The sequence below is a fragment of the Pseudomonas sp. R1-6 genome (genome assembly GCF_051132115.1).
GTDB lineage: Bacteria > Pseudomonadota > Gammaproteobacteria > Pseudomonadales > Pseudomonadaceae > Aquipseudomonas.
This window is the reverse complement of sequence record NZ_CP071662.1, coordinates 5,279,256-5,301,454: the sequence shown is the minus strand read 5'-3', so window position 1 is coordinate 5,301,454 and position 22,199 is coordinate 5,279,256. Positions and strand designations below refer to the sequence as shown.

Genomic DNA, 22,199 nt, shown 5'->3' with positions numbered 1-22,199 from the left:
AAACAACCTCATTCAACCTGATACACCGGGTTTGCAGCCTTTTGGGGCTGCTTCGCAGCCCAGCGGGGATAAATCCCCTCGCCACAGGTCAGGTGTCTGGTCTCGGCAGCGCGCAATTTTTACTTGCGCAACAACCGCAACCCATTGAACACCACCAGCAGACTCACCCCCATGTCGGCAAACACCGCCATCCACATGGTCGCAAGCCCTGCAAAGGTCACCCCAAGGAAAATCGCCTTGATGACCAGCGCCAGGGCGATGTTCTGCTTGAGGATGCTCGAGGTCTGCCGCGACAGCCGGACGAATGCCGGAATCTTGCGCAGGTCATCGTCCATCAAGGCCACGTCGGCGGTCTCGATGGCCGTGTCGGTGCCGGCCGCCGCCATGGCGAAACCGATTTCCGAGCGGGCAAGCGCCGGGGCGTCGTTGATGCCGTCGCCGACCATGCCGACGCGGTGGCCTTGGGCGTAAAGACTTTCGATGGCGTGTAGCTTGTCCTCTGGCAGCAGGTCGCCACGGGCCTGATCCATGCCCACCTGCCTGGCGATCGCTTCGGCGGTGTGGGCATTGTCGCCGGTCAGCATCACCGTCTTGATACCCAGATCATGCAGTTGCCGGATGGCTTCTCGGCTGGAATCCTTGACGGTGTCAGCGACGGCAAACAGCGCCAAGGGTTTTGTGCTGTCGAGCAGCAGCACCACGGACTTGCCTTGTTTTTCCAGGGCGAAGAGCTTCTCTTCAAGCTCAGGGGAGCAGAGGCCAAGGTCTTCCACCAGGCGATGATTGCCCAGGTGATACGTCTGGCCACCGATGTCGCCACGGACGCCGCGCCCAGGGAGCGCCGCAAAGTTATCCACAGTCTGCTGCGGCTGGTTTTTATCCACAGCCGCCTCGGCAATCGCCTGGGATACCGGATGGTCTGAGCGCGCCGCGAGGCTGGCGGCCAGGGCCGGGACCGCCGTCTCCAGAGTCGGGTTCAGCAGTACGTAATCGGTCTGTACCGGTTTGCCATGGGTAATCGTGCCGGTCTTGTCCAAAGCCAGATAATCGAGTTTGTGGCCACCCTCAAGGTAAACGCCGCCCTTGACCAATATGCCTTTGCGCGCCGCAGCCGCCAGGCCACTGACGATGGTCACCGGGGTGGAAATCACCAACGCACAAGGGCAGGCCACCACCAGCAGGACCAGTGCGCGGTAGATCCAGTCGAACCAGCTCGCGTCCATGAGCAGCGGTGGGATGACCGCCATGGCCAGGGCCAGGGCAAACACCGCCGGGGTGTAGATTTTCGAGAATTGATCAACGAAACGCTGGGTCGGCGCCCGGGAACCCTGGGCTTGCTCCACGGCGTGAATGATCCGCGCCAGGGTGGACTGGTCGGCGACGGCGGTCACGGTGTATTCCAGTTCACCGGCCTGGTTGATCGTGCCGGCGAACACTTTGTCGCCCACGGATTTTTCCACCGGCAGGCTTTCACCGGTAATGGGTGCCTGATCGATGGTCGAGCGTCCAGCGACCACGTCACCGTCCAGCCCAACCCGCTCGCCAGGACGAACCCGCACCCTTGCGCCGAGGGCGATGGTTTTTACGTCCGCTACCTGCCACGTGCCGTCGGCCTGTTGCACCGTGGCTTGCTCCGGCGTCATTTGCATCAGGCCGCTGATGGCGTTGCGCGCCCGGTCGAGGGATTTCGCCTCGATCAGCTCGGCCACGGTAAACAGGAACATCACCATCGCCGCTTCCGGCCATTGGCCGATGAGCACGGCGCCGGTCACGGCAATGCTCATCAAGGCGTTGATGTTCAAGTTGAGGTTTTTCAGGGCAATCCAGCCCTTCTTGTAGGTGCCGAGGCCGCCGCTGAGAATCGACACCAGCGCGACCAGGGCAACCACCCAATCAGGCGCGGCACTGGTGAAATGGATCACCTCGGCAGCCAGTGCCGTGACGCCGGACAACGCCAGCGGCCACCAGGGCTTCGCTGGGGCAGGCAGGTTGGCGGTGGGTCTTTCCTGGCCATCGGACAACAGCTCCGCCTGCATTCCAAGGGACTCGATAGCCTTGACGATCGGGGCGTCGCTGGGCAGGTCATGGGTCACGCCCAATACCCGGTTGATCAGGTTGAATTCCAGCTGTTGCACGCCTTCGAGCTTGCCGAGTTTGTTCTGGATCAGCGTTTGCTCGGTGGGGCAATCCATGGCTTGGATGCGAAAGCTGCTCAGCCGCGCACCGTCCGTCGGTGTTTTGCCGAGGTTGACCACCGACGGTGCTGCTTTCGCAGCACAGCAGGAATGCCCGTGGCCGTGGCCGTGGTCGGGGTTATGAAGGTGAAGGGAATCGCTCATTGGGGACGTCCATGAAAAGTACCTGTTGCGCAGTAAAGACCCTGTAGCCACTATAGGGTCAAGCACCTATTTCGGAGGCTGCATCATGAAAATCGGAGAACTGGCGAGAATCACCGACTGCCAGGTGGAAACCATCCGCTACTACGAACGTGAGGGCCTGTTGCCGGAGCCGGCCCGCAGCGACGGCAATTACCGCGTCTACACCCAGGCCCATGCCGAGCGGCTGACGTTCATCCGCAACTGCCGCACCTTGGACATGACCCTGGAAGAAATCCGCAGCCTCCTGGCCCTGCGCGACAGCCCCCAGGACCAGTGCGAAAGCGTCAATGCACTGATCGACGAGCACATCCATCACGTCAAGGCCCGCATCGATGGCCTGATGGCGTTGCAGGCACAACTGATCGACCTGCGCCATCGCTGTGGCGAAGGGCCGGATCTGGACCAATGTGGGATTTTGCAGCGGCTGGAAGTCAGTGGCGCGGTGGCGCCGGATGTGGAGCATTCCCATGTAGGCAGGAGCCATGGGCATTGAGCGGCAAGGAAAACCAATGTGGGAGCGAGCCTGCTGGCGATAGCGGTGGATCAGTCACATAAGTATTGAATGTGAGGACGCTATCGCGAGCAGGCTCGCTCCCACAGGGAAGGGAGCTGTTTTTTAGACCGCCATCGGCGCGGTCATCGGCGCATGGTGCTGGTAGCCTTCCAGGGAAAAATCGCTCGGCTCCACCTGTTCCAGCCACTCCGGCTGGTACATGCCGGTCTTGGCAAATTCCGGTACACGCTCGGAAATCACCAGCTTGGGCATCGGGAACGGCTCGCGGGTGAGCTGTTCGTTGAGCATGTCCAGGTGGTTTTCGTAGACGTGGGCATCGCCGATGAAATAGGTGAACCAGCGCGGCGTGTAGCCGGTCAGGCGACCGATCAGGCTCAGCAGCGCGGCGCCCTCGGTGAGGTTGAATGGCGTGCCCAGGCCCAGGTCGTTGGAGCGGATGTAGAGGGTCAGGGAGATTTCCTTCGTCTCGACATTCGGGTGGAACTGGTAGAGCAGATGGCACGGCGGCAATGCCATTTCATCGAGCTGGGCGCAGTTCCAGCCGTGGAACAGGATGCGCCGGCTGCCCGGGTCCTTGATGATGGTGTCGACGCACTGGCGAACCTGGTCGATGGCTTTGTACAGCACCACGTAGGCCTGGCCGTTTTCTTCGCCCTCGGCGATCTGGCGGTAACCCTGGACGAGCGTCTGCTCGATGGCCGCCGGGTTGCTCAGGGGGATCTGTTTGTACGCCGGCCATTTGCGCCATTGCACGCCGTAGATCTCGCCCAGGTCGTCTTCGCCCTGGCGGAATGGGTTGGCCAGCCATTGGGCATTTTCGTTGGCGTTCTGGTCCCAGACCTTGCAGCCCAGGGCGCGGAACTCGGCGGCGTTGTTCACGCCACGGAGGAAACCGCACATCTCGCCGATGGCCGACTTGAAGGCCATCTTGCGGGTGGTGATGGCGGGAAAGCCTTCCTTCAGGTCATAGCGCAGCATGGCGCCAGGGAAGCTGATGGTGTTCACGCCGGTGCGGTTGGCTTGCTTGGTGCCGTTCTTGATGACGTGGGCCACCAGATCGAGATATTGCTTCATGGATTACCTGTGTCCTTGAACCCGAGGCCGTGCCCCGGGGTTCGAATTTTTAAACCTTGGCCACTGCAGCCGGCGCGCGACGATAGGCCAGCCAGATCAGCGCCAGACCGCCAATGATCATCGGCAGGCACAGCACCTGGCCCATGGTCAGCCAGTTCCACGCCAGATAGCCGAGCTGGGCGTCCGGGACGCGGACGAACTCGACGATGAAGCGAAAGATGCCATAGAACAGCGCGAACATGCCCGACACCGCCATGGTCGGTCGCGGCTTGCGCGAAAACAGCCAGAGAATCAGGAAGAGTGCCACGCCTTCGAGGGCGAATTGATAGAGCTGCGACGGGTGGCGCGGCAACTGCGACGGGTCACTGAACGGTGGGAAGACCATCGCCCACGGTACGTCGGTCGGCTTGCCCCACAGCTCGGCATTGATGAAGTTGCCGATGCGCCCGGCCCCCAGACCGATCGGTACCATCGGCGCGACGAAGTCCATCAGCTCGAAAAACGATTTGTTGTTGCGCTTGCCAAACCACAGCGCCGCCAGCATCACGCCGATGAACCCACCGTGGAATGACATGCCGCCCTTCCAGACTTCGAATATCAACGTCGGGTTGGCCAGATAGGCGCTCAGGTCGTAGAACAGGACGTAGCCCAGGCGTCCGCCGACGATCACCCCCATGGACAACCAGAACACCAGGTCGGAGAGCTTTTCCTTGTTCCAGGTCGGGTCGAAGCGGTTGAGCCGCCGCGACGCCAGCAGCCAGGCGCCACCGATACCGATCAGGTACATCAGGCCGTACCAGTGGATTTTCAGCGGACCGATGGCCAGGGCCACCGGATCGATCTGCGGGTAAGGCAGCATGGGCATTCCTCATGAACGTCAAAAATTCCCGGGCGACGCTGCCACCTCGGGATTAAGCCAGGATTGTGTCAGAGCAGGAAACTCAAGCCCACGCTGAACAGCAAGGCGGCGAACAGCCGCTTGAGCAAGCGCGGCGACAAACGGTGGGCCAACCTCGCGCCGACGCGAGCGAAGACCATGCTCGTCAGGGCGATGCCCAGCAGCGCCGGCAAATACACAAAACCGAGACTATGGGGTGGCAACAGTGGATCCTGCCACCCCAGAATCATGAAACTTAACGCACTGACCAGGGCGATGGGCAATCCACAGGCCGAAGAAGTCGCCACCGCTTGTTGCATCGGTACGCTGCGCCAGGTCAGGAACGGTACGGTCAGCGAACCGCCACCGATGCCAAAAATCGCCGAGGCCCAGCCGACCACCGTGCCGGCCAGGGACAAGCCAACCTTGCCCGGTACCGTGCGGCTGGCCTTTGGCTTGAAATCCCAGGCCAGTTGCGCGGCGACGAGCATGGCGAACACACCAATGATTTTTTGCAGGTGCGGACCGGAAATCGCTTCGGCGGTAATCGCGCCGAAACCGGCACCGATCAGGATCCCGACGGTCATCCAGGTAAAGATCTGCCAGCGTACGGCCCCTTTTCGATGATGCTCGCGCACGGCATTCACCGAAGTGAAGATGATCGACGCCAGGGAAGTGCCCACGGCCAGGTGCGTCAACACCTGCGGATCGAACCCCTGCAGGGTAAAACTGAACACCAACACCGGGACGATGATCATGCCGCCCCCCACGCCGAACAGCCCGGCCAGCACCCCGGCACAGGCGCCGAGCAGCAGATAGAGCACAAATTCCACCAGCGTTGCCTCGACCATCGCAAATAAGAGCGGCATGGTAACGGATCGAGGGGCCTGGGCTCCACTGAAGGCGATGGATGCGTCAGTGATGTATGGGTAGAGTGGTGGGGATGCGACGAATAGCCTTTGTGGCGAGGGAGCTTGCTCCCGCTGGTGGGCGACGCCCACCCAACGAGGTTTTTAGGGCTACTTCGTAGCCCAGCGGGAGCAAGCTCCCTCGCCGCAAAAGCGGTGTTGTTCAGCTTCATTCTTAACAGGACAACCTGATGTGCCTGATCGTATTTGCCTGGCGCCCTGGCCACGCCCAGCCGCTGATCGTCGCGGCCAACCGCGACGAGTTCTACGCGCGACCGACCTTGCCCCTGGCCCAGTGGCCCGACGCGCCCCATGTCCATGCCGGTCGTGACCTGGAGGCTGGCGGCACCTGGCTTGGCGTAGGTGCCGGTGCTCGCTTCGCGGCCCTGACCAACATCCGCGACCCCGGTCAGCTACCAGCATTCAAGTCTCGCGGCGAGCTGGTGGCGCGGTTCCTGATCGGGGATCTGTCGATCGCTGATTATCTAAGCGACGTGGTGCCGCGTGCCGGCGAGTACGGCGGCTTCAACCTGCTGCTTGGCGACGGCACGCAGCTGTGGCACTACAACGCACGCGATGCCCGACCTCAGCAGTTGGCTGAAGGGGTCTATGGCTTGTCGAACGCTGGGCTGAACACGCCTTGGCCCAAGTTGCTCAAGGCCCGGGCTGCGTTGAGTGAGGTATTGCATGACCCGCACCCCCAGGCCTTGCTGGCGCTGTTGAGCGATCCGCAACCGGCCCCAGTGGCCGAGTTGCCGGACACTGGTGTGGGGCTGGCGACGGAAATGCTGCTGTCGAGTGTCTTCATCGCCAGCCCGGCCTACGGGACGCGGGCGAGCACGGCGCTGATCGTCCATGCCGATGGAACGCGGCAGATGGTCGAGCGCAGTTTCGGGCCCCATGGGGGGCATTTGGGGGAGGTGGAATTAATTGTTTAATGCAGCACGGAACCTGTGGCGAGGGAGCTTGCTCCCGCTGGTGGGCGAAGCCCGCCCAAAAAAGGCTTTGGGGCTACTTCGTAGCCCAGCGGGAGCAAGCTCCCTCGCCACAGGTGCTCTTGCTCAGAGCGTCTTGCTCGAAGCCGGATTGATCATCCGCGCCAACCCAAGGTTCTTCAGCGCCAACTGCAAGGAGCTGTGGATCACCTGCGGATTGTCGATGGTCATCAGCTCCGCCAGCAGTTCCTGGGCCTTGCTGAGGTTGATCTGGCGCAGCATCCACTTCACTTTCGGCAGGTTGGTGGCGTTCATCGACAGGCTGTCGAAGCCCATCGCCATCAGCAGCACCGCCGCCGCCGGGTCGCCGGCCATTTCGCCGCAGATGCTCACCGGCTTGCCTTCTGCATGGGCATCACGGACCACGGTCTGCAGGGCCTGCAGCACCGCCGGGTGCAGGTAGTCGTACAGGTCGGCCACCCGAGGGTTGTTGCGGTCCACGGCCAGCAAATACTGGGTCAGGTCGTTGGAGCCTACCGACAGGAAGTCCACCTGCCGCGCCAGTTCCTTGGTCTGGTACACCGCCGCCGGAATTTCGATCATTACCCCGACGGGTGGCATCGGCACGTCGGTGCCTTCATCGCGCACTTCGCCCCAGGCCCGGTGAATCAGGTGCAGCGCTTCTTCCAGCTCATGGGTGCCGGAAATCATCGGCAACAGGATGCGCAGGTTGTTCAGGCCTTCGCTGGCCTTGAGCATCGCGCGGGCCTGGACCAGGAAGATTTCCGGGTGGTCGAGCGTCACGCGAATGCCGCGCCAGCCGAGGAAGGGGTTGTCTTCCTTGATCGGGAAATAGGACAGGGATTTGTCGCCGCCAATGTCCAGGCTGCGCATGGTCACCGGCTGCGGATGGAACGCCGACAGTTGCTCGCGGTAGATCGCCAGCTGTTCCTTTTCGCTGGGGAAGCGCTGGTTGATCATGAACGGCACTTCGGTGCGATACAGGCCCACGCCCTCGGCGCCACGTTTCTGCGCCCGGGCGACATCGGCCAGCAGGCCGGTATTGACCCACAGCGGCATGCGGTGGCCGTCGAGCGTCACGCACGGCAGGTCCTTCAGCGCATCGAGTCCCAGGGACAGTTGCTTTTCTTCTTCCACCACGTCGGCGAACTGCTTGCGCAGCACGTCGCTGGGGTTGGTGTAGACCTCGCCGTGGTAGCCGTCGACGATCATCTGGATGCCGTCGACTTTGGAGTACGGCAGGTCCACCACGCCCATGACCGTTGGGATGCCCATCGCCCGGGCCAGGATCGCCACGTGGGAGTTGCCCGAACCGAGCACCGAGACCAGGCCCGCCAGCTTGCCCTCCGGCACTTCGCCGAGCATCGCCGGGGTCAACTCCTCGCTCACCAGGATGGTGTTGTCGGGATAGACCAGGGTCTGCTGGCGCTCTTGCTGCAAATAAGCCAGCAGCCGCCGACCGAGGTCCTTGACGTCGGAGGCGCGTTCGCGCAGGTAGGCGTCGTCCATTAACTCGAAACGATTGACGTGGTCGGTCACCACCTGGCGCAACGCGCCCTGGGCCCATTGGCCGGTCTTGATGACCGTGGTGACTTCGCTGCCCAGGGACGCATCGTCAAGCATCATCAGGTAAACGTCGAACAGCGCGCGCTCTTCGGGGCGCAACTGCGTCGCCAGCTTGGCCGAAAGGGCACGCATGTCGGCCCGCACGCCTTCGATGGCGGTCTTGAACAAACCGAGCTCGGCGTCGATGTCGGCGATGGCCTTGTCAGGCACCACATCGAGATCGGCGGGCGGCAACATGACCACTGCGGTGCCCACCGCCGCGCCCGGGGAACCTGGCACGCCGACGAACTTGGCTTCCTGGATGCCCTTGCCCTGGCGGCCAAGGCCGCTGATCGAACCGGTGGCCTCGGCATGGGCGATAACCCCGGCCAGTTGCGCGCTCATGGTGACGAGGAAGGCTTCTTCACCCTCATCGAACTGGCGGCGCTCTTTCTGCTGGATGACCAACACGCCGACGACGCGGCGGTGGTGAATGATCGGCGCGCCGAGGAAAGACGCATAGCGCTCTTCACCCGTTTCCGCGAAGTAGCGGTAGCGCGGGTGGTCCGCGGCGTTTTCAAGGTTCAGGGGTTCTTCCCGCGTGCCGACCAGGCCGACCAGGCCTTCATTGGGCGCCATGCTGACCTTGCCGATGGAGCGCTTGTTCAAGCCCTCGGTGGCCATGAGCACAAAACGGTTGGTCTCGGGGTCAAGCAGGTAGACCGAGCAGACTTGGCTGCCCATGGCCTCTTTGACGCGCAATACAATAATGCCCAACGCCGCCTTGAGATCCTTGGCGGCGTTAACTTCCTGGACGATCTTGCGCAGCGTATTGAGCATGGCTCGGGGTCGAACTCCGTCGTCAGTCGCGCGTCAGCAGGCGCGGGGCAAGCTCTTTGAGAGCGCGTCGATACACCTCGCGCTTGAATGTCACCACCTGGCCCAACGGATACCAATAACTGACCCAGCGCCAGCCATCGAACTCCGGTTTACCGGTCAAATCCATCCGCACCCGCTGCTCATTGGAGATCAGGCGCAGGAGAAACCATTTCTGCTTCTGGCCGATGCACAGTGGTTGGCTGTGCGTCCTGACCAGGCGTTGCGGCAAACGATAGCGCAACCAGCCTCGGGTGCAGGCGAGTATTTCGACATCTTCGCGCTCCAGCCCGACTTCTTCATTCAACTCACGGTACAAAGCTTCTTCCGGCGTCTCCTGGGGGTTGATCCCACCCTGGGGAAACTGCCAGGCGTCTTGATTGATACGGCGTGCCCATAGCACCTGCCCAGCATCATTCGTAAGAATGATCCCCACATTGGGACGGAAACCATCGGGATCGATCACGGCAACAACCTCGCAAACGCATGTCGCCGCATTGTTCCACAAAGGTTGTGAAAGCAGCAACGAGACTGCCGAGCTTATGTGCACTCTTGTGAAAAGTACGTATTCTGGGCGCCTTTCTTCAGATATTTCAGCGAGTAACTGCAATGCGGCTGGCTTTATTCGACTTGGACAACACGCTGCTGGGCGGTGACAGCGATCACGCCTGGGGCGATTACCTGTGCGAACGCGGCTTCCTCGATGCCGTGAGCTACAAGGCACGCAACGATGAGTTCTACCAGGACTACCTGGCGGGTAAGCTCGACAACGCCGCGTACCTGAATTTTTGCCTGGAAATCCTGGGTCGTACCGAGATGGAAGTGCTGGCACAGTGGCACCTCGATTACATGCGCGACTGCATCGAACCTATCGTATTGCCCCAAGCGATCGCGCTGTTGAAGAAACACCGTGACGCCGGCGACAAACTGGTGATCATCACCGCCACCAATCGCTTCGTCACCGCGCCGATCGCCGAGCGACTCGGAGTAGAAACCCTGATCGCCACCGAATGCGAGATGATCGATGGCCGTTACAGTGGCCGCAGCACCGACATTCCCTGCTTTCGCGAGGGCAAGGTGACCCGGTTGAACCGTTGGCTGGAAGAGACTGGGTATTGCCTCGACGATAGCTACTTTTATAGCGATTCGATGAACGACTTGCCGCTGCTGGAAGCGGTGACGCATCCGGTGGCGGTCGACCCGGACCCGAACCTTCGGGCCGAGGCCCAGAAGCGTGGTTGGCCGGTCATCAGTCTGCGCGACTGATCTCACTGCCGCCCGCCGGGCAAACACCGGCGGGCCGCTTACGCGGGCTTGGCTACCATCAGGTAGAAAATCGCCATGAATGCCAGGAACGCCGGCCAGCCCAGCGCAAACCACCAGCGCATGTAGGTGGCGGCCTTGATTGGCATGGGTGTGCCGTCCCGCAAGGCTTGCTCGGCCATCTTGTGTACGCGGATCTGCAACCAGACCACCGGCAGCCAGCAGGCGCCCGCCAGGCAATAAAGGCCGATGCTCCACACCAACCAGCTCTGTTGCAATTGCCAGCCGGCGATGTGCATCAGGGCCAGTCCGCTCAGTGGCTGAAATACGGCGGTGGTGGCGGTGAATGCCCAATCGGCGAAAACCAGATGCTTGAAGGTGACGGCGATGACTTCAACCTTGCCGCTGCGCCAGGCCCGGAGCGCGTAGTAGGCAGACCCCGCGCCCAGGCCGAACAGGATGGTGGAAGACAGGATGTGCAGGGTCTTCAACAGCAGGTAGATGCTCATCGGCGGGGCTCAGTCCAAAGCAACCATAACGTCGCGACTACCAATACCAGATTCTTGGCGACAGCCGCAAAAGGGTCGAACCAATGGTGCGGCAGGATAAAGCTGATGCACAGCGTATAGCCGAGCATCAGACCCAACTGCAGCCGCAATGCCTGTTGGCGCCAGCGTTTGAACAGCATGCCCACGCCCAGCGCGCCATCAAGCAGCGCGCCGCTGACGACCGCAAGCTTGGCCCAGGCGCCGTACACGCCGGCTTCGGCCATGATGCGCAGGCCCCAGTCGAAGCCTGGGCCGAGGCATACCACGGCGGTTCCCAACCAGATGAGTGCGAGCACCGCCAGCATCAACGGGCGGATCGCCCGAAGGCTGCTCTGGGCGACGGCGGGCCACCCCTGCAAGCGGGTCTGTACGGGGGCGGCGTGATATCCGCAGATTGATGCGAGCACCTCGGGGTCGGCCAGGTTGTCCCGTTGTGCCAGGGCCACGCTTTGCCGGTTCAACGCTCGCCAGCCGAACCGGTCCCCCATCCGGCTGCCCACTTCGGTCAACAGCGCAGGCGCCTTGATGTAGCGTGCCGGCGCCCAGCCCTGCGCGGCTCGCAAATGATCGATGAGCCGGGCCAGCGTCATCGGCTGGGGTCCCACCAGCGGCACCACCACCGACTCGGTTGGCCATTGCCGCAGCAGGGCGAGCACCGCGCCCGTCAGGTCATCGACGTGCACGGGTTGGATGCGCGCCGTCAGATCCAGCAAGGGAATCAGTGGCCACGGTGAAAGGCCCTCCATCCAGCCACTGCTCGCGCCGCCTGGCCCCACCACCAACGAAGGCCGCAGCACAACCGATGGGATGTGGAGGCTGGACAGATATTCGTCAGCCCGTCCCTTGCTTGCCAGGAACGGCACGTCGGATTGAGCGCTCGCGCCCAGCGCGGAAATCTGCAAGATGCGAACGCCACGGCGTGCGGCCTGCTCGAACAACGCGCACGCGCCACGATCCTGGACCAGACTCAGCGCCTGGGCATCCACGCTGAGCAAGCCGGCCGCGTTGATCAGCAAATCAACGTCCGTAGGGAGGACGAAATGTGCCGGGTCGGCCGACAATACGCCGAGATCCAGCTGCCGCCATTCAACCCCAGGCGAACTCGGCGGCCCGGGTTCACGACGGGTCGCGATGATCGAGTGGCCGGCGCCGTGCAGCGCCCTCAGCAGGTGGCGTCCGATAAAGCCGCTGCCTCCCACCAGTAGGATTTTCATGACGTTCCTTGTCGGTTAGATCGGTTTGGCACCCATCAATGCGGCGATGGACAGGAAGCCGACGCCACCGATGATCGCCAATGCCAGGGTAAACCTGCCGCCGCCACCGTTGCCCATGCGCAGGCGGTTGAGCCGTGCCAGCAGCCAGAAAACGCAAAGCGCCGCCACGGTGTAGATCACGCTGGAACCCAGCAGCCAGGTTTGCCCCAGCGGCCAGCCCACCAGATGAACCAGCCACCAGCCGGTAAACGGCATGCTCAGCATGCACACCAGCATCGTGCCCCATGCCAGCAGCCAAGGGCGCCGCAGCGTGCAGCTTGGTGCCTCGCTGCGTTTGCGCCAGGCCACAACGGCTAGGCTTGCAGCGCAAGCCACAAGCAAGACCGTGGCCGCGACGTGCAGGATTTTCAAGGTCAGCAGAGTTTCCATGGGGTTTCCTTAGGCTGGTGTCCTTCAGCGTAGCCCTTCAGCCGAGAAACAGCTGATAGGCCGGGTTATCGCTTTCATCCCAGTACGGATAGCCGATTTCCTCCAGGGCGGCCGGCACCAGGTGGCGCTCATCGTGAGGCACTTGCAGCCCGGCGACCACGCGGCCATCCGCCGCGCCATGGTTTCGGTAGTGGAACATCGAGATGTTCCAGCGCCCGCCCAGTTTATTGAGGAAGTTGAACAGCGCCCCCGGGCGTTCCGGGAATTCGAAACGCAGGACCACTTCGTCGATGACGTGAGCGGCATGGCCGCCGACCATGTGGCGAATGTGCAACTTGGCCAGTTCATTGTCGGTCAGGTCCAGCACCGGGAAGCCTTGCTCGGTCAGGCTGGCAATCAGCTTGCTGCGCGGGTCGTTTTCCGGATGCGTCTGCACGCCTACGAAGATGTGCGCTTCGCTGCCGGTGTTGTAGCGGTAGTTGAATTCGGTGATCTGGCGTTTGCCGATGGCCTCGCAGAACGCCTTGAAGCTGCCCGGCTTCTCGGGGATGGTCACGGCGATGATCGCCTCGCGGCCCTCGCCCAGTTCGGCGCGCTCGGCCACGTGACGCAGTCGGTCGAAGTTGACGTTGGCGCCGGAATCGATGGCCACCAGCGTCTGGCCGCTGATGCTGCGTGTCTCGACATACTTCTTGATGCCGGCAACGCCCAAGGCGCCGGCAGGTTCGGTGATCGAGCGGGTATCGTCGTAGATATCCTTGATCGCTGCGCAGATCTCATCGGTACTGACGGTGATGACTTCATCCACGTAGTGCTTGCAGATATCGAAGGTGTGCTGGCCGATCTGTGCCACCGCCACGCCATCGGCGAACAGGCCCACGGTTGGCAGGACCACGCGTTCGCCAGCAGCCATGGCCGCTTGCAGGCAGTTCGAATCGTCCGGTTCGACGCCGATGATCTTGATCTCGGGGCGCAGGTATTTCACGTAGGCCGCGATGCCTGCGATCAGCCCGCCACCGCCCACCGGGACGAATATCGCGTCCAGGCGCCCCGGGTGCTGGCGCAGGATTTCCATCGCCACGGTGCCCTGCCCGGCAATGGTGTGAGGATCGTCATAGGGATGAATGTAGACGTAGCCTTTTTCGTCGACCAGTTTCAACGAATAGGCCAGGGCCTCGGGGAACGAATCGCCATGCAACACCACTTTGCCGCCCCGGGAGCGCACGCCCTCGACTTTGATTTCCGGCGTGGTCTTGGGCATGACGATGGTGGCCTTGACCCCCAACACCTTGGCGGCCAGCGCCAGGCCCTGGGCATGGTTGCCCGCCGAGGCCGTGACCACGCCACGGGCGCGCTCTTCGTCGGTGAGCTGGGTCAGCTTGTTGTAGGCCCCGCGAATCTTGAACGAGAACACCGGCTGCAAGTCTTCACGCTTGAGCCAGACCTCGTTGCCCAGCCGTTCGGAGAGCTGGCGGGCGGTCTGCAGCGGGGTTTCTACGGCAACGTCGTAAACGCGCGAGGTGAGGATCTTTTTGACGTACTGTTCAAGCATCGGAAAGCATCACTGAGCGGGTTGGGCAGGGCCAAGGAGTCTAACCCGGCTTTTGGCCGGGCGACCACACGAATTAAGGCACTTTGAGCGCAGGAACCCCCGTGGCGAGGGAGCTTGCTCCCGTTGGGTCGCGCAGCGGCCCCAGAAAAAGCGATGAGCGCTTCGCACTCAAGCGCGAGCTTGCTCCCTCGCCACGGTTTCTACGCCTATAATGCCGGCCTTTCGTTCTCTCTCGGCACCTTCGGAGCCCGCATGACCCAGGATCAACTCAAACAGGCCGTGGCCCAGGCCGCTGTCGACCTCATCCTCCCGAAACTGGATGACAAGAGCATCGTCGGGGTCGGCACCGGCTCTACCGCCAATTGCTTCATCGACGCCTTGGCGCAGCACAAAGGCGCGTTCGACGGCGCGGTCGCCAGCTCCGAAGCCACCGCGGCGCGCCTCAAGGGCCACGGGATCCCCGTGTACGAGCTCAACACCGTGAGCGACCTGGAGTTCTACATCGACGGCGCCGACGAAAGCGACGCGCACTTGAACCTGATCAAGGGCGGCGGTGCGGCCCTGACTCGCGAGAAGATCGTTGCGGCCGTCGCCAAGACGTTCATCTGCATCGCCGATGCCAGCAAACTGGTCCCGGTGCTCGGCGCGTTCCCGCTGCCGGTGGAAGTCATCCCGATGGCCCGCAGCCACGTTGCCCGGCAATTGGTGAAGCTGGGCGGCGATCCGGTGTATCGCGAAGGCGTGCTGACCGATAACGGCAACATCATCCTTGACGTGCATAACCTGCAGATCACCAATCCGGTTGAACTGGAAAGCCAGATCAACGCCATCGTCGGCGTAGTCACCAACGGCTTGTTCGCCGCTCGCCCGGCGGATGTGCTGTTGTTGGGGACTGCTGATGGCGTGAAGACCCTGCGGGCGGAATAATCCGGGCTGATTCAACAAACCCTAAGGGAGCGAGCTGGGTCAGGAGTGGTTCAAGGCTGCGGCTTCTTGAACACATAGAACAGATTCGGCTCGCTCACCACATACAGATTGCCATCGTCATCCATGGCCAAGCCTTCCGGTTGGGGAATGGTTTTCTCCAGTCCGTGGCGGCCCTTGCTCAACGACAGCGTGCTTAAGGGCCGACCATCGATATCCAACTCGATAATCAACCGCGACTCATCGGACAGCGCCAGCAGATGGCCGCTGCGTTCGTCGTATTGCAGGCTGGAGAGATCGCGCACGAACAGTCCTGCATCGCGCTTGGGGTTGTTGATTACGTGGACAGCGTAGGATTTTTCCGGATTGTGGTGGGGAAATCCGTGTACTTCATAAATCAGCATCGGGTCGCGTTCCTTGGCGACGAACAGCCGCTTGCCGATGGAGTCATAGGCCAGCCCTTCGAAACCCTTGTTGCCGCTCATGTGCACGCCGAGTGTCATTTGCTCGGCATCGGCCGCGTCCAGGAAGCGGGTGTCTTCTTTCAGGTGGATCTTGATCAGGCGCTGCTGACGTTCGTCGGTAATGACGTAGATGTTCTCGCTGATGAATTCCACCGCTTCCGGGTCGCCAAAGCCGACCAGGGCGATGCGTCGCAGAATCTTGCCGTCCAGTGACAGCTCGATCAGCTCGGCATTCTTGTTGGTGACGGTGAAGAGGCTTTTGCGGATCGGATCGAACGTCAGCGCGGAAACGTCGTCGTCCAGGCCTTCGATGACTTGGGCTTGTACCGTGATCTGGTATTGGTCCAGGGCAATGGCTTGCTCGCCAAGGGTGTGCCAGAGCGTATTGAAATTGAACCAGGCGCGCTCGAACAGACGCAGGTATTGCCCGGCTGCGATTAATCCAATCAGGGTAATCGACAGCAACAGCAGGATCAGGGGTCTTGGACGGGCAAGTCGGCGCATCGGGAGTGGGCTCGGATAAGAACAGGTGGTTGGAAATACCACGACTGCCTGAACTGAAGCTTAATGGCCGTCTGCCACGCCCTACAACGAAGGAAGAATTTCCCTACAGAGTTTTCGCAATCAGCGTTGTTTTTCGAAACGATAGAACAGGTTCGGCTCGCTGACCATATAAAGGTTGCCCGCTTCATCGACGGTGACGCCTTCGGCGCGGGGAACCGTATCTTTCAGTCCGTTGAAGCCTCCCAACAGCGTCATGAAGCTGACCTGTTCGCCTTCTGCATCCAGCTCCAGCAGTAGATGGGAGTCGGCTGACAGCAACAGCATATGTCCCGTACGAGGATCGATCGCCAGGGCGGACAGGTTGCGCAGGTCCAGCTCATCGCTGACATGGATCTGCTTGTCGCCCTTGAGCAATTGGCTGCCGTCACTTTTCCAGGTGAACAAGGCTGGCGGGCGCTCTTCGCCCAGCACCAGTTGTTGATTGCGCGGATCCCAGACGATCGCCTCGAACCCTTTGTTCTGGTTCTGTGACGCGCCAAGGTCGTATTGGGGAAAGTCCTTGCTGTTCAGCGTTTGGGTATTGGCATCGACCTGGACGATCGACAGGGTGTGGTTTCGCTCATCGGTAATGGCCAGCAGGCCATTTTCCATATAGGTCACGCCTTCGGGATTGTTCCAGCCCACCAATGGCATCTTGCGCAGCACGTCGCCTTGCAGGGTCAGCTCCGCCAGGAACGGATTCTTGCCCATGACCGCGAACAGCGTCTTGGTCTGCGGGTTGTAGGTGACGTCGGAAGCCTCGTCCTTTTCCATGCCAGGCAGGGGCTTGGCGTCGATCACGGCGCGATAGTCGGGCAACCAGATGCTTTCCTGGCGTTGGGCCGGGCTTTCGAAGCGTTCCGCCACCCAGAGCCGGCCCCGGTCATCCCAATGCATCGCGAACGCCAGGCCATAGGCAGCGATTGCGGCCAGCAGCAGCCAGGCATACCAGGGCAAGCCGAAGCGAGCACGGCGGACGGAGGTGGGCAGGGTTTGGGTCTTGGCCATCGAGGATGCGTTCCAGGAATTCGCGCGAGGGATCGGCAGGCTCAGATGCCGCAATCCCCGGAATTATCCGGATGGCATGTGAAAAAAACGGTAAATGCTGGACAAGGCTGCTCAAGAGCCCGGTGGGAGCGAGCTTGCTCGCGATAGCGGACGGTCAGCCAACTTAACTGTTGGATGTGATGACCTCATCGCGAGCAAGCATGCTCCCCCAGGAAATTGGAGGCGTGGCCGTTAGCGAACGCTGCTTTCGAAGCGGCTCGCCCCAGGCAGTTCCAGCACCAGTTCATCGCCAATGTTCAGCGGCCCGACGCCCGCCGGGGTGCCCGTGAGAATGACGTCTCCGGCCTGAAGCGAGAAGCAGCCGGCCATGTACTGGATCATCGGCACGATGGGGTTGAGCATCAGGCTGCTGTTGCCGTCCTGGCGGACTTCGCCGTTGATGGTCAGGCGAACGGGAATATCGGTCAGGTCGGCAAACGTGGCGTTCGAGACAAAGGGAGCGATCACTGCCGCGCCGTCGAAGGACTTGGCGACTTCCCATGGCAACCCCTTGGCCTTTAGTTCGGCCTGCTTGTCCCGCAGGGTCAGGTCCAGGGCCGGGGCGAAGCCGGAAATGGCGTCCAGTACTTCTTCAACGCTGGGCTTGGTGGACAGTGGCTTGCCGATCAGCACGGCGATTTCCGCTTCGTAGTGCACCGAGCCGCGGTCGGCGGGAATGCTGAAGCCGCCTTCCAACGGCACCACGCAGCTGCCTGGCTTGATGAACAGCAGAGGTTCGGTGGGCACCGGGTTATCCAGTTCCTTGGCGTGTTCGGCATAGTTGCGGCCGATGCACACTACTTTGCCCACCGGGAAATGAATACGCGTACCGTCGACATACTGGTGCTGATAGCTCATTACCGACTCCTGCCTTGAGATTTCATCAAGTGTTGTTATAGATCAAACCGCGAAAATCTTGCCCGGGTTCATGATGCCGTTCGGGTCGAACACCGACTTCACGGCTTTCATGTATTCGATTTCAACCGCAGAGCGACTGTACGTGAGGTAGTCGCGCTTGGTCATGCCCACGCCGTGTTCGGCGGAGATTGAACCGTTGTACTTCTCGACGGTTTCAAAGACCCATTTGTTCACCGTCGCGCATTTAGCGAAGAACTCATCCTTGCTCAGGTTTTCCGGCTTGAGGATATTCAGGTGCAGGTTGCCGTCGCCGATGTGGCCGAACCAGACTATTTCAAAGTCTGGGTAGTGTTCGCCGACAATCGCGTCGATCTCGCGCAAGAAGCTCGGGACTTTGGAGACGGTTACCGAAATATCGTTTTTGTACGGCGTCCAGTGGGAAATGGTCTCGGAGATGTACTCGCGCAGCTTCCACAGGTTTTGCAGTTGGGTTTCGCTCTGGCTCATTACGCCGTCCAGTACCCAGCCTTGTTCGACGCAGTGCTCGAAAGTCTCCAGGGCGTGGTTGGCGACTTCTTCGGTGGTGGCTTCGAATTCCAACAGGGCGTAGAAAGGGCAGTCGGTTTCGAACGGGGCCGGGACGTCACCACGGTCGAGGACCTTGGCCAGGGCCTTGTCGGAGAAAAATTCAAAGGCGGTCAGGTCCAGCTTGCCTTGGAATGCGTGCAGTACCGGCATGATCGAGTCGAAGTCCGGCGTGCCGAGCACCATGGCGGTGAGGTTTTTCGGCGCGCGGTCCAGGCGCATGGTGGCTTCGACCACGAAACCAAGGGTGCCCTCGGCGCCGATGAACAGCTGCCGCAAGTCATAGCCGGTGGCGTTCTTGATCAGGTCCTTGTTCAGTTCCAGCACGTCGCCCTTGCCCGTCACGACCTTCATGCCCGCCACCCAGTTGCGGGTCATGCCGTAGCGAATGACCTTGATCCCGCCAGCATTGGTGCCGATATTGCCGCCAATCTGGCTCGAACCTGCCGAAGCGAAGTCCACCGGATAGTAGAGCCCATGTTCTTCAGCCTTGTTCTGCAACTGTTCGGTGACCACGCCCGGCTGGCATACGGCGGTGCGGTCGGTCAGGTTCACATCGAGGATCTGGTTCATGTAGTCGAATGACACGACCACCTCGCCATTCGCCGCGACGGCGGCGGCGGAGAGGCCGGTACGCCCGCCCGATGGCACCAACGCGACTTTGTGCGCGTTGGCCCAGCGCACAATGGCCTGGACTTGTTCGGTGGTCTTTGGAAACACAATGGCGGTCGGTGCGGGCGCGTAATGCTTGGTCCAATCCTTGCCGTAAGCATTCAGGGAGTCGGCATCGGTCAAAACTTTGCCAGGCTCAACCAGGGTCTTCAGCTCATCTATCACGGCAGGATTGGTCATCGACAGAACTCTCGAACAATTCATGGTCATCCTGAGAACGCTTCACGTCGCAGGAATGGGTGTTTGCGGGGGGCATATGCTAGCATACCGACCCCGCAGCGTAGTGCCCAACGGCTGTTCTGCGGCGACGGCTGTCACGCCGGTCGGGCCAGCATGCGCTGTCCGATTCCCTGCCATTTTTCTCCGGGACACAGGTTTACGCAGATGAGCAAGACTTCTCTCGATAAGAGCAAGATCAAGTTCCTTCTTCTCGAAGGCGTCCACCAATCGGCTGTCGACGTCCTCAAGTCGGCGGGCTACACCAGCATCGAGTACATCACCAGTTCTCTGCCGGAAGCCCAGCTCAAGGAAAAGATCGCCGATGCTCACTTCATCGGTATTCGCTCCCGTACGCAACTGACTGAAGAGATCTTCGACCACGCCAAGAAACTGGTGGCGGTCGGCTGCTTCTGCATCGGCACCAACCAGGTGGACCTCAACGCGGCTCGCGAACGCGGTATCGCGGTATTCAATGCGCCGTATTCCAACACCCGTTCCGTTGCCGAACTGGTGCTGGCCGAGGCGATCCTGCTGTTGCGTGGCATCCCCGAGAAGAACGCTTCCTGCCACCGTGGCGGCTGGATCAAGAGCGCGGCCAATTCCTTCGAGATCCGCGGCAAGAAGCTGGGTATCGTCGGCTACGGCTCGATCGGTACTCAATTGTCGGTACTGGCTGAAGGCCTTGGCATGCAGGTGTTTTTCTACGACACCGTGACCAAGCTGCCGTTGGGCAACGCGACCCAGGTCAACGACTTGCACGAATTGCTGGGCATGTCCGACATCGTCACCTTGCACGTGCCGGAAACCCCAGCCACCCAGTGGATGATCGGTGAAAAGGAAATCCGCGCCATCAAGAAAGGCGGGATCCTGATCAACGCCGCTCGCGGCACCGTGGTCAAGCTCGACGCACTGGCCGAAGCGATCAAGGACAAGCACCTGATCGGCGCGGCGATCGATGTGTTCCCGGTGGAGCCTCGCTCCAACGACGACATCTTCGAAAGCCCGCTGCGAGGCCTGGACAACGTGATCCTGACCCCGCACATCGGCGGTTCCACCGCTGAAGCCCAGGCCAACATCGGTCTGGAAGTGGCTGAAAAACTGGTCAAGTACAGCGACAACGGTACCTCGGTATCGTCGGTGAACTTCCCGGAAGTGGCTTTGCCGGCCCACCCTGGCAAGCACCGCCTGCTGCACATCCACGAAAACATTCCGGGTGTGATGAGCGAGATCAACAAAGTCTTCGCGGAAAACGGCATCAACATTTCCGGTCAGTTCCTGCAGACCAACGAGAAAGTCGGCTACGTCGTGATCGACGTCGATGCCGAATACTCGGACCTGGCCCAAGAGAAGTTGCAGCACATCAACGGCACCATTCGTTGCCGCGTGCTGTTCTAAGCGGGCCTGGCTTGCAATGAAAACGGGAGCTCCGAAGGGGCTCCCGTTTTTCTGTCCGACACAATGGAACCCTGTGGGAGCGAGCCTGCTCGCGAAAGCGGTCTGTCAGGCGCATTTACTGATATGCCGCTTTCGCGAGCAGGCTCGCTCCCACAGTGGATACTGCATTTATCTTCTAAGTGCTGTGTTACTCGACGTTCACCGTGATCTTTTCGGACACGATCGACGGGTCGAACGGCATATGGCCGCTGTCGCCCAGGATCAATTGCAAGGTGTGTTTGCCCGGCGCCAGTTTGATCGTGGCTTCGGTTTGCGCCTTGCCAAAATGCATGTGGTGGGGGTCGGTCGGAATCGGCGTGCCCTCGGCAGGCAGATCATCGACATCGATCAGCAGGTGGTGATGGCCGGTGTTCTTGGTCACGTCGCCCGCCGGGGCAAGTGCGATGTTCTTGACGCCGAACTTGACCTTGAACTCTTGGCTGACGGTGGCACCGTCTTCAGGAGAAACGATGAATACTTCTGCACCTTTGGGCGCCGGGGTTGCCGCTGTCGCCAGCATCGAAGTTCCGAGCAACAAGCCGGCCAACGCCGCACGTGACATAAAACTTTTCATTTTTTACTCCAGTTTTCCCATAAATCCGTCGGGTCATGACAACTTCATGACTAATCGTTGTCGAAGCCTGCAACAACCATAGCAAAGCGAGCCTGAAACGAGCGTCGCTTGTATAAATACTAGGAGTGACCATGCGTTTCCTGCCTGGCCTGATCTGCCTGCTACCTCTGTTGAGCCCTCTGGCCCATGCGGAACTGATCGACGACGTCAACGACCGTGGCGAGTTGCGAATCGCCCTCGAGGCCAACACCGCGCCGTTCAATTTCAAGGAGGACGGCAAGCTCACCGGTTTCGAAGTGGAGCTGGGCGAAATGCTCGCGGGCGAGCTCGATGTACGCCCTGATTTTGTCGTCACCGATGCGGCGGATCTGTTGTCCGGCGTGGAAAGCGGCAAGTACGACGTCGCCATCAACCACATAGCAATGACCCCGGAGTTGGCGGAACGTTTCGATACCAGCGCTACTTATAGCCAACCGGATGCGCAATTGCTGGCAAGCAAGGATGAGGCGCAACGTCCTCTGGTCCTGGCGCAGTCTTTCCAGCCGGAAGAGAAAAAAAGCCCGGCGCCGAGCCTGGTGATACCGTTCCAGAAGGGCAATCCTGCGTTCAAGGCGAGCCTGGACAACGCCTTGGGGCGGATCAAGGACGATGGACGGCTGGAGCGGTTGTCGCAGAAGTGGTTGCTCAAGCAAGAGTGAATTTTGTGGTCAAACGCAATCGTTGTGGCAAGGGAGCTTGCTCCCGC

Annotated in this window: 21 protein-coding genes; 6 read left to right on the top strand and 15 right to left on the bottom strand. The window is 61.1% G+C overall.

Annotation, left to right across the window (positions count from 1 at the left end):
• Window positions 1–119 precede the first annotated feature (119 nt).
• Complete coding sequence (locus J3P81_RS23810; RefSeq protein WP_434561260.1) at window positions 120–2,339, bottom strand: heavy metal translocating P-type ATPase; 2,220 nt, start codon at window positions 2,337–2,339, stop codon at window positions 120–122.
• Between the two features lie 85 nt (window positions 2,340–2,424).
• On the opposite strand from J3P81_RS23810, the gene cadR reads away from it, so the two are divergent.
• Window positions 2,425–2,871, top strand: a complete 447-nt coding sequence (cadR, locus tag J3P81_RS23805) for a Cd(II)/Pb(II)-responsive transcriptional regulator (RefSeq protein ID WP_434561258.1) — start codon at window positions 2,425–2,427, stop codon at window positions 2,869–2,871.
• A gap of 123 nt (window positions 2,872–2,994) precedes the next feature.
• Here the strand turns inward: cadR and J3P81_RS23800 are convergent, their stop codons facing one another.
• The 3 genes from J3P81_RS23800 to J3P81_RS23790 all read right to left on the bottom strand — a co-directional run bounded on the left by J3P81_RS23800 (window position 2,995) and on the right by J3P81_RS23790 (window position 5,676).
• On the bottom strand, window positions 2,995–3,966 hold the full coding sequence (locus J3P81_RS23800; protein ID WP_434561256.1) for a thymidylate synthase: 972 nt from the start codon (window positions 3,964–3,966) through the stop codon (window positions 2,995–2,997).
• 49 nt (window positions 3,967–4,015) lie between these two features.
• Window positions 4,016–4,825 carry a prolipoprotein diacylglyceryl transferase gene (gene lgt / locus J3P81_RS23795; protein WP_434561254.1) on the bottom strand — a complete coding sequence of 270 codons (810 nt, stop codon included), beginning with the start codon at window positions 4,823–4,825 and terminating at the stop codon, window positions 4,016–4,018.
• A gap of 68 nt (window positions 4,826–4,893) precedes the next feature.
• A complete protein-coding gene (locus J3P81_RS23790; RefSeq protein ID WP_434564166.1) occupies window positions 4,894–5,676 on the bottom strand; it encodes a sulfite exporter TauE/SafE family protein in 783 nt (260 codons plus the stop codon).
• A 266-nt stretch (window positions 5,677–5,942) separates the two neighbouring features.
• On the opposite strand from J3P81_RS23790, the gene J3P81_RS23785 reads away from it, so the two are divergent.
• On the top strand, window positions 5,943–6,689 hold the full coding sequence (locus J3P81_RS23785; RefSeq protein WP_420766467.1) for an NRDE family protein: 747 nt from the start codon (window positions 5,943–5,945) through the stop codon (window positions 6,687–6,689).
• A gap of 123 nt (window positions 6,690–6,812) precedes the next feature.
• Here J3P81_RS23785 and ptsP read toward each other — a convergent pair whose 3' ends face one another.
• Window positions 6,813–9,092 (bottom strand): phosphoenolpyruvate--protein phosphotransferase, encoded by a 2,280-nt coding sequence (gene ptsP, locus J3P81_RS23780; RefSeq protein ID WP_420766466.1) that lies wholly within the window; start codon window positions 9,090–9,092, stop codon window positions 6,813–6,815.
• A 22-nt stretch (window positions 9,093–9,114) separates the two neighbouring features.
• Window positions 9,115–9,594, bottom strand: a complete 480-nt coding sequence (locus tag J3P81_RS23775) for an RNA pyrophosphohydrolase (RefSeq protein ID WP_003186867.1) — start codon at window positions 9,592–9,594, stop codon at window positions 9,115–9,117.
• Window positions 9,595–9,737: 143 nt separating this feature from the next.
• Here J3P81_RS23775 and J3P81_RS23770 point away from each other — a divergent pair, with 143 nt between their 5' ends.
• The gene (locus J3P81_RS23770; protein WP_420766465.1) at window positions 9,738–10,394 is read left to right on the top strand and encodes an HAD family hydrolase; all 657 of its coding nucleotides are present in this window, start codon (window positions 9,738–9,740) and stop codon (window positions 10,392–10,394) included.
• A gap of 38 nt (window positions 10,395–10,432) precedes the next feature.
• On the opposite strand, the gene J3P81_RS23765 is transcribed toward J3P81_RS23770, so the two are convergent.
• From J3P81_RS23765 to ilvA, 4 genes are read right to left on the bottom strand one after another with little or no spacing between them, the layout of a single operon-like run.
• Entirely contained in the window at window positions 10,433–10,900 is a 468-nt protein-coding gene (locus J3P81_RS23765; protein ID WP_420766464.1) for a DUF2269 family protein, read from the bottom strand.
• A complete protein-coding gene (locus J3P81_RS23760) occupies window positions 10,897–12,153 on the bottom strand; it encodes an SDR family oxidoreductase (protein ID WP_434561252.1) in 1,257 nt (418 codons plus the stop codon). The genes J3P81_RS23765 and J3P81_RS23760 overlap by 4 nt, the downstream gene beginning before the upstream one ends.
• Before the next feature lie 15 nt (window positions 12,154–12,168).
• Window positions 12,169–12,582: a DUF2269 family protein gene (locus J3P81_RS23755; RefSeq protein ID WP_434561250.1), complete on the bottom strand. Its 414-nt coding sequence runs from the start codon at window positions 12,580–12,582 to the stop codon at window positions 12,169–12,171.
• Window positions 12,583–12,619: 37 nt separating this feature from the next.
• Entirely contained in the window at window positions 12,620–14,134 is a 1,515-nt protein-coding gene (gene ilvA, locus J3P81_RS23750) for a threonine ammonia-lyase, biosynthetic (RefSeq protein ID WP_420766461.1), read from the bottom strand.
• 252 nt (window positions 14,135–14,386) lie between these two features.
• On the opposite strand from ilvA, the gene rpiA reads away from it, so the two are divergent.
• Entirely contained in the window at window positions 14,387–15,061 is a 675-nt protein-coding gene (rpiA, locus tag J3P81_RS23745; protein WP_181290264.1) for a ribose-5-phosphate isomerase RpiA, read from the top strand.
• A gap of 50 nt (window positions 15,062–15,111) precedes the next feature.
• Here rpiA and J3P81_RS23740 read toward each other — a convergent pair whose 3' ends face one another.
• The 4 genes from J3P81_RS23740 to J3P81_RS23725 all read right to left on the bottom strand — a co-directional run bounded on the left by J3P81_RS23740 (window position 15,112) and on the right by J3P81_RS23725 (window position 19,407).
• Complete coding sequence (locus tag J3P81_RS23740; RefSeq protein WP_434561248.1) at window positions 15,112–16,026, bottom strand: SdiA-regulated domain-containing protein; 915 nt, start codon at window positions 16,024–16,026, stop codon at window positions 15,112–15,114.
• A gap of 120 nt (window positions 16,027–16,146) precedes the next feature.
• Window positions 16,147–17,073: an SdiA-regulated domain-containing protein gene (locus J3P81_RS23735; protein ID WP_434561246.1), complete on the bottom strand. Its 927-nt coding sequence runs from the start codon at window positions 17,071–17,073 to the stop codon at window positions 16,147–16,149.
• 231 nt (window positions 17,074–17,304) lie between these two features.
• A complete protein-coding gene (locus tag J3P81_RS23730) occupies window positions 17,305–17,970 on the bottom strand; it encodes a fumarylacetoacetate hydrolase family protein (RefSeq protein WP_420766458.1) in 666 nt (221 codons plus the stop codon).
• 42 nt (window positions 17,971–18,012) lie between these two features.
• Entirely contained in the window at window positions 18,013–19,407 is a 1,395-nt protein-coding gene (locus tag J3P81_RS23725) for an FAD-binding oxidoreductase (protein WP_434561244.1), read from the bottom strand.
• A gap of 204 nt (window positions 19,408–19,611) precedes the next feature.
• On the opposite strand from J3P81_RS23725, the gene serA reads away from it, so the two are divergent.
• Complete coding sequence (gene serA, locus J3P81_RS23720; RefSeq protein WP_039592617.1) at window positions 19,612–20,841, top strand: phosphoglycerate dehydrogenase; 1,230 nt, start codon at window positions 19,612–19,614, stop codon at window positions 20,839–20,841.
• A gap of 187 nt (window positions 20,842–21,028) precedes the next feature.
• Here serA and J3P81_RS23715 read toward each other — a convergent pair whose 3' ends face one another.
• Window positions 21,029–21,454 carry a DUF4399 domain-containing protein gene (locus J3P81_RS23715; RefSeq protein ID WP_420766456.1) on the bottom strand — a complete coding sequence of 142 codons (426 nt, stop codon included), beginning with the start codon at window positions 21,452–21,454 and terminating at the stop codon, window positions 21,029–21,031.
• A gap of 131 nt (window positions 21,455–21,585) precedes the next feature.
• On the opposite strand from J3P81_RS23715, the gene J3P81_RS23710 reads away from it, so the two are divergent.
• The gene (locus J3P81_RS23710; protein WP_434561242.1) at window positions 21,586–22,152 is read left to right on the top strand and encodes a transporter substrate-binding domain-containing protein; all 567 of its coding nucleotides are present in this window, start codon (window positions 21,586–21,588) and stop codon (window positions 22,150–22,152) included.
• Window positions 22,153–22,199: the final 47 nt, after the last annotated feature.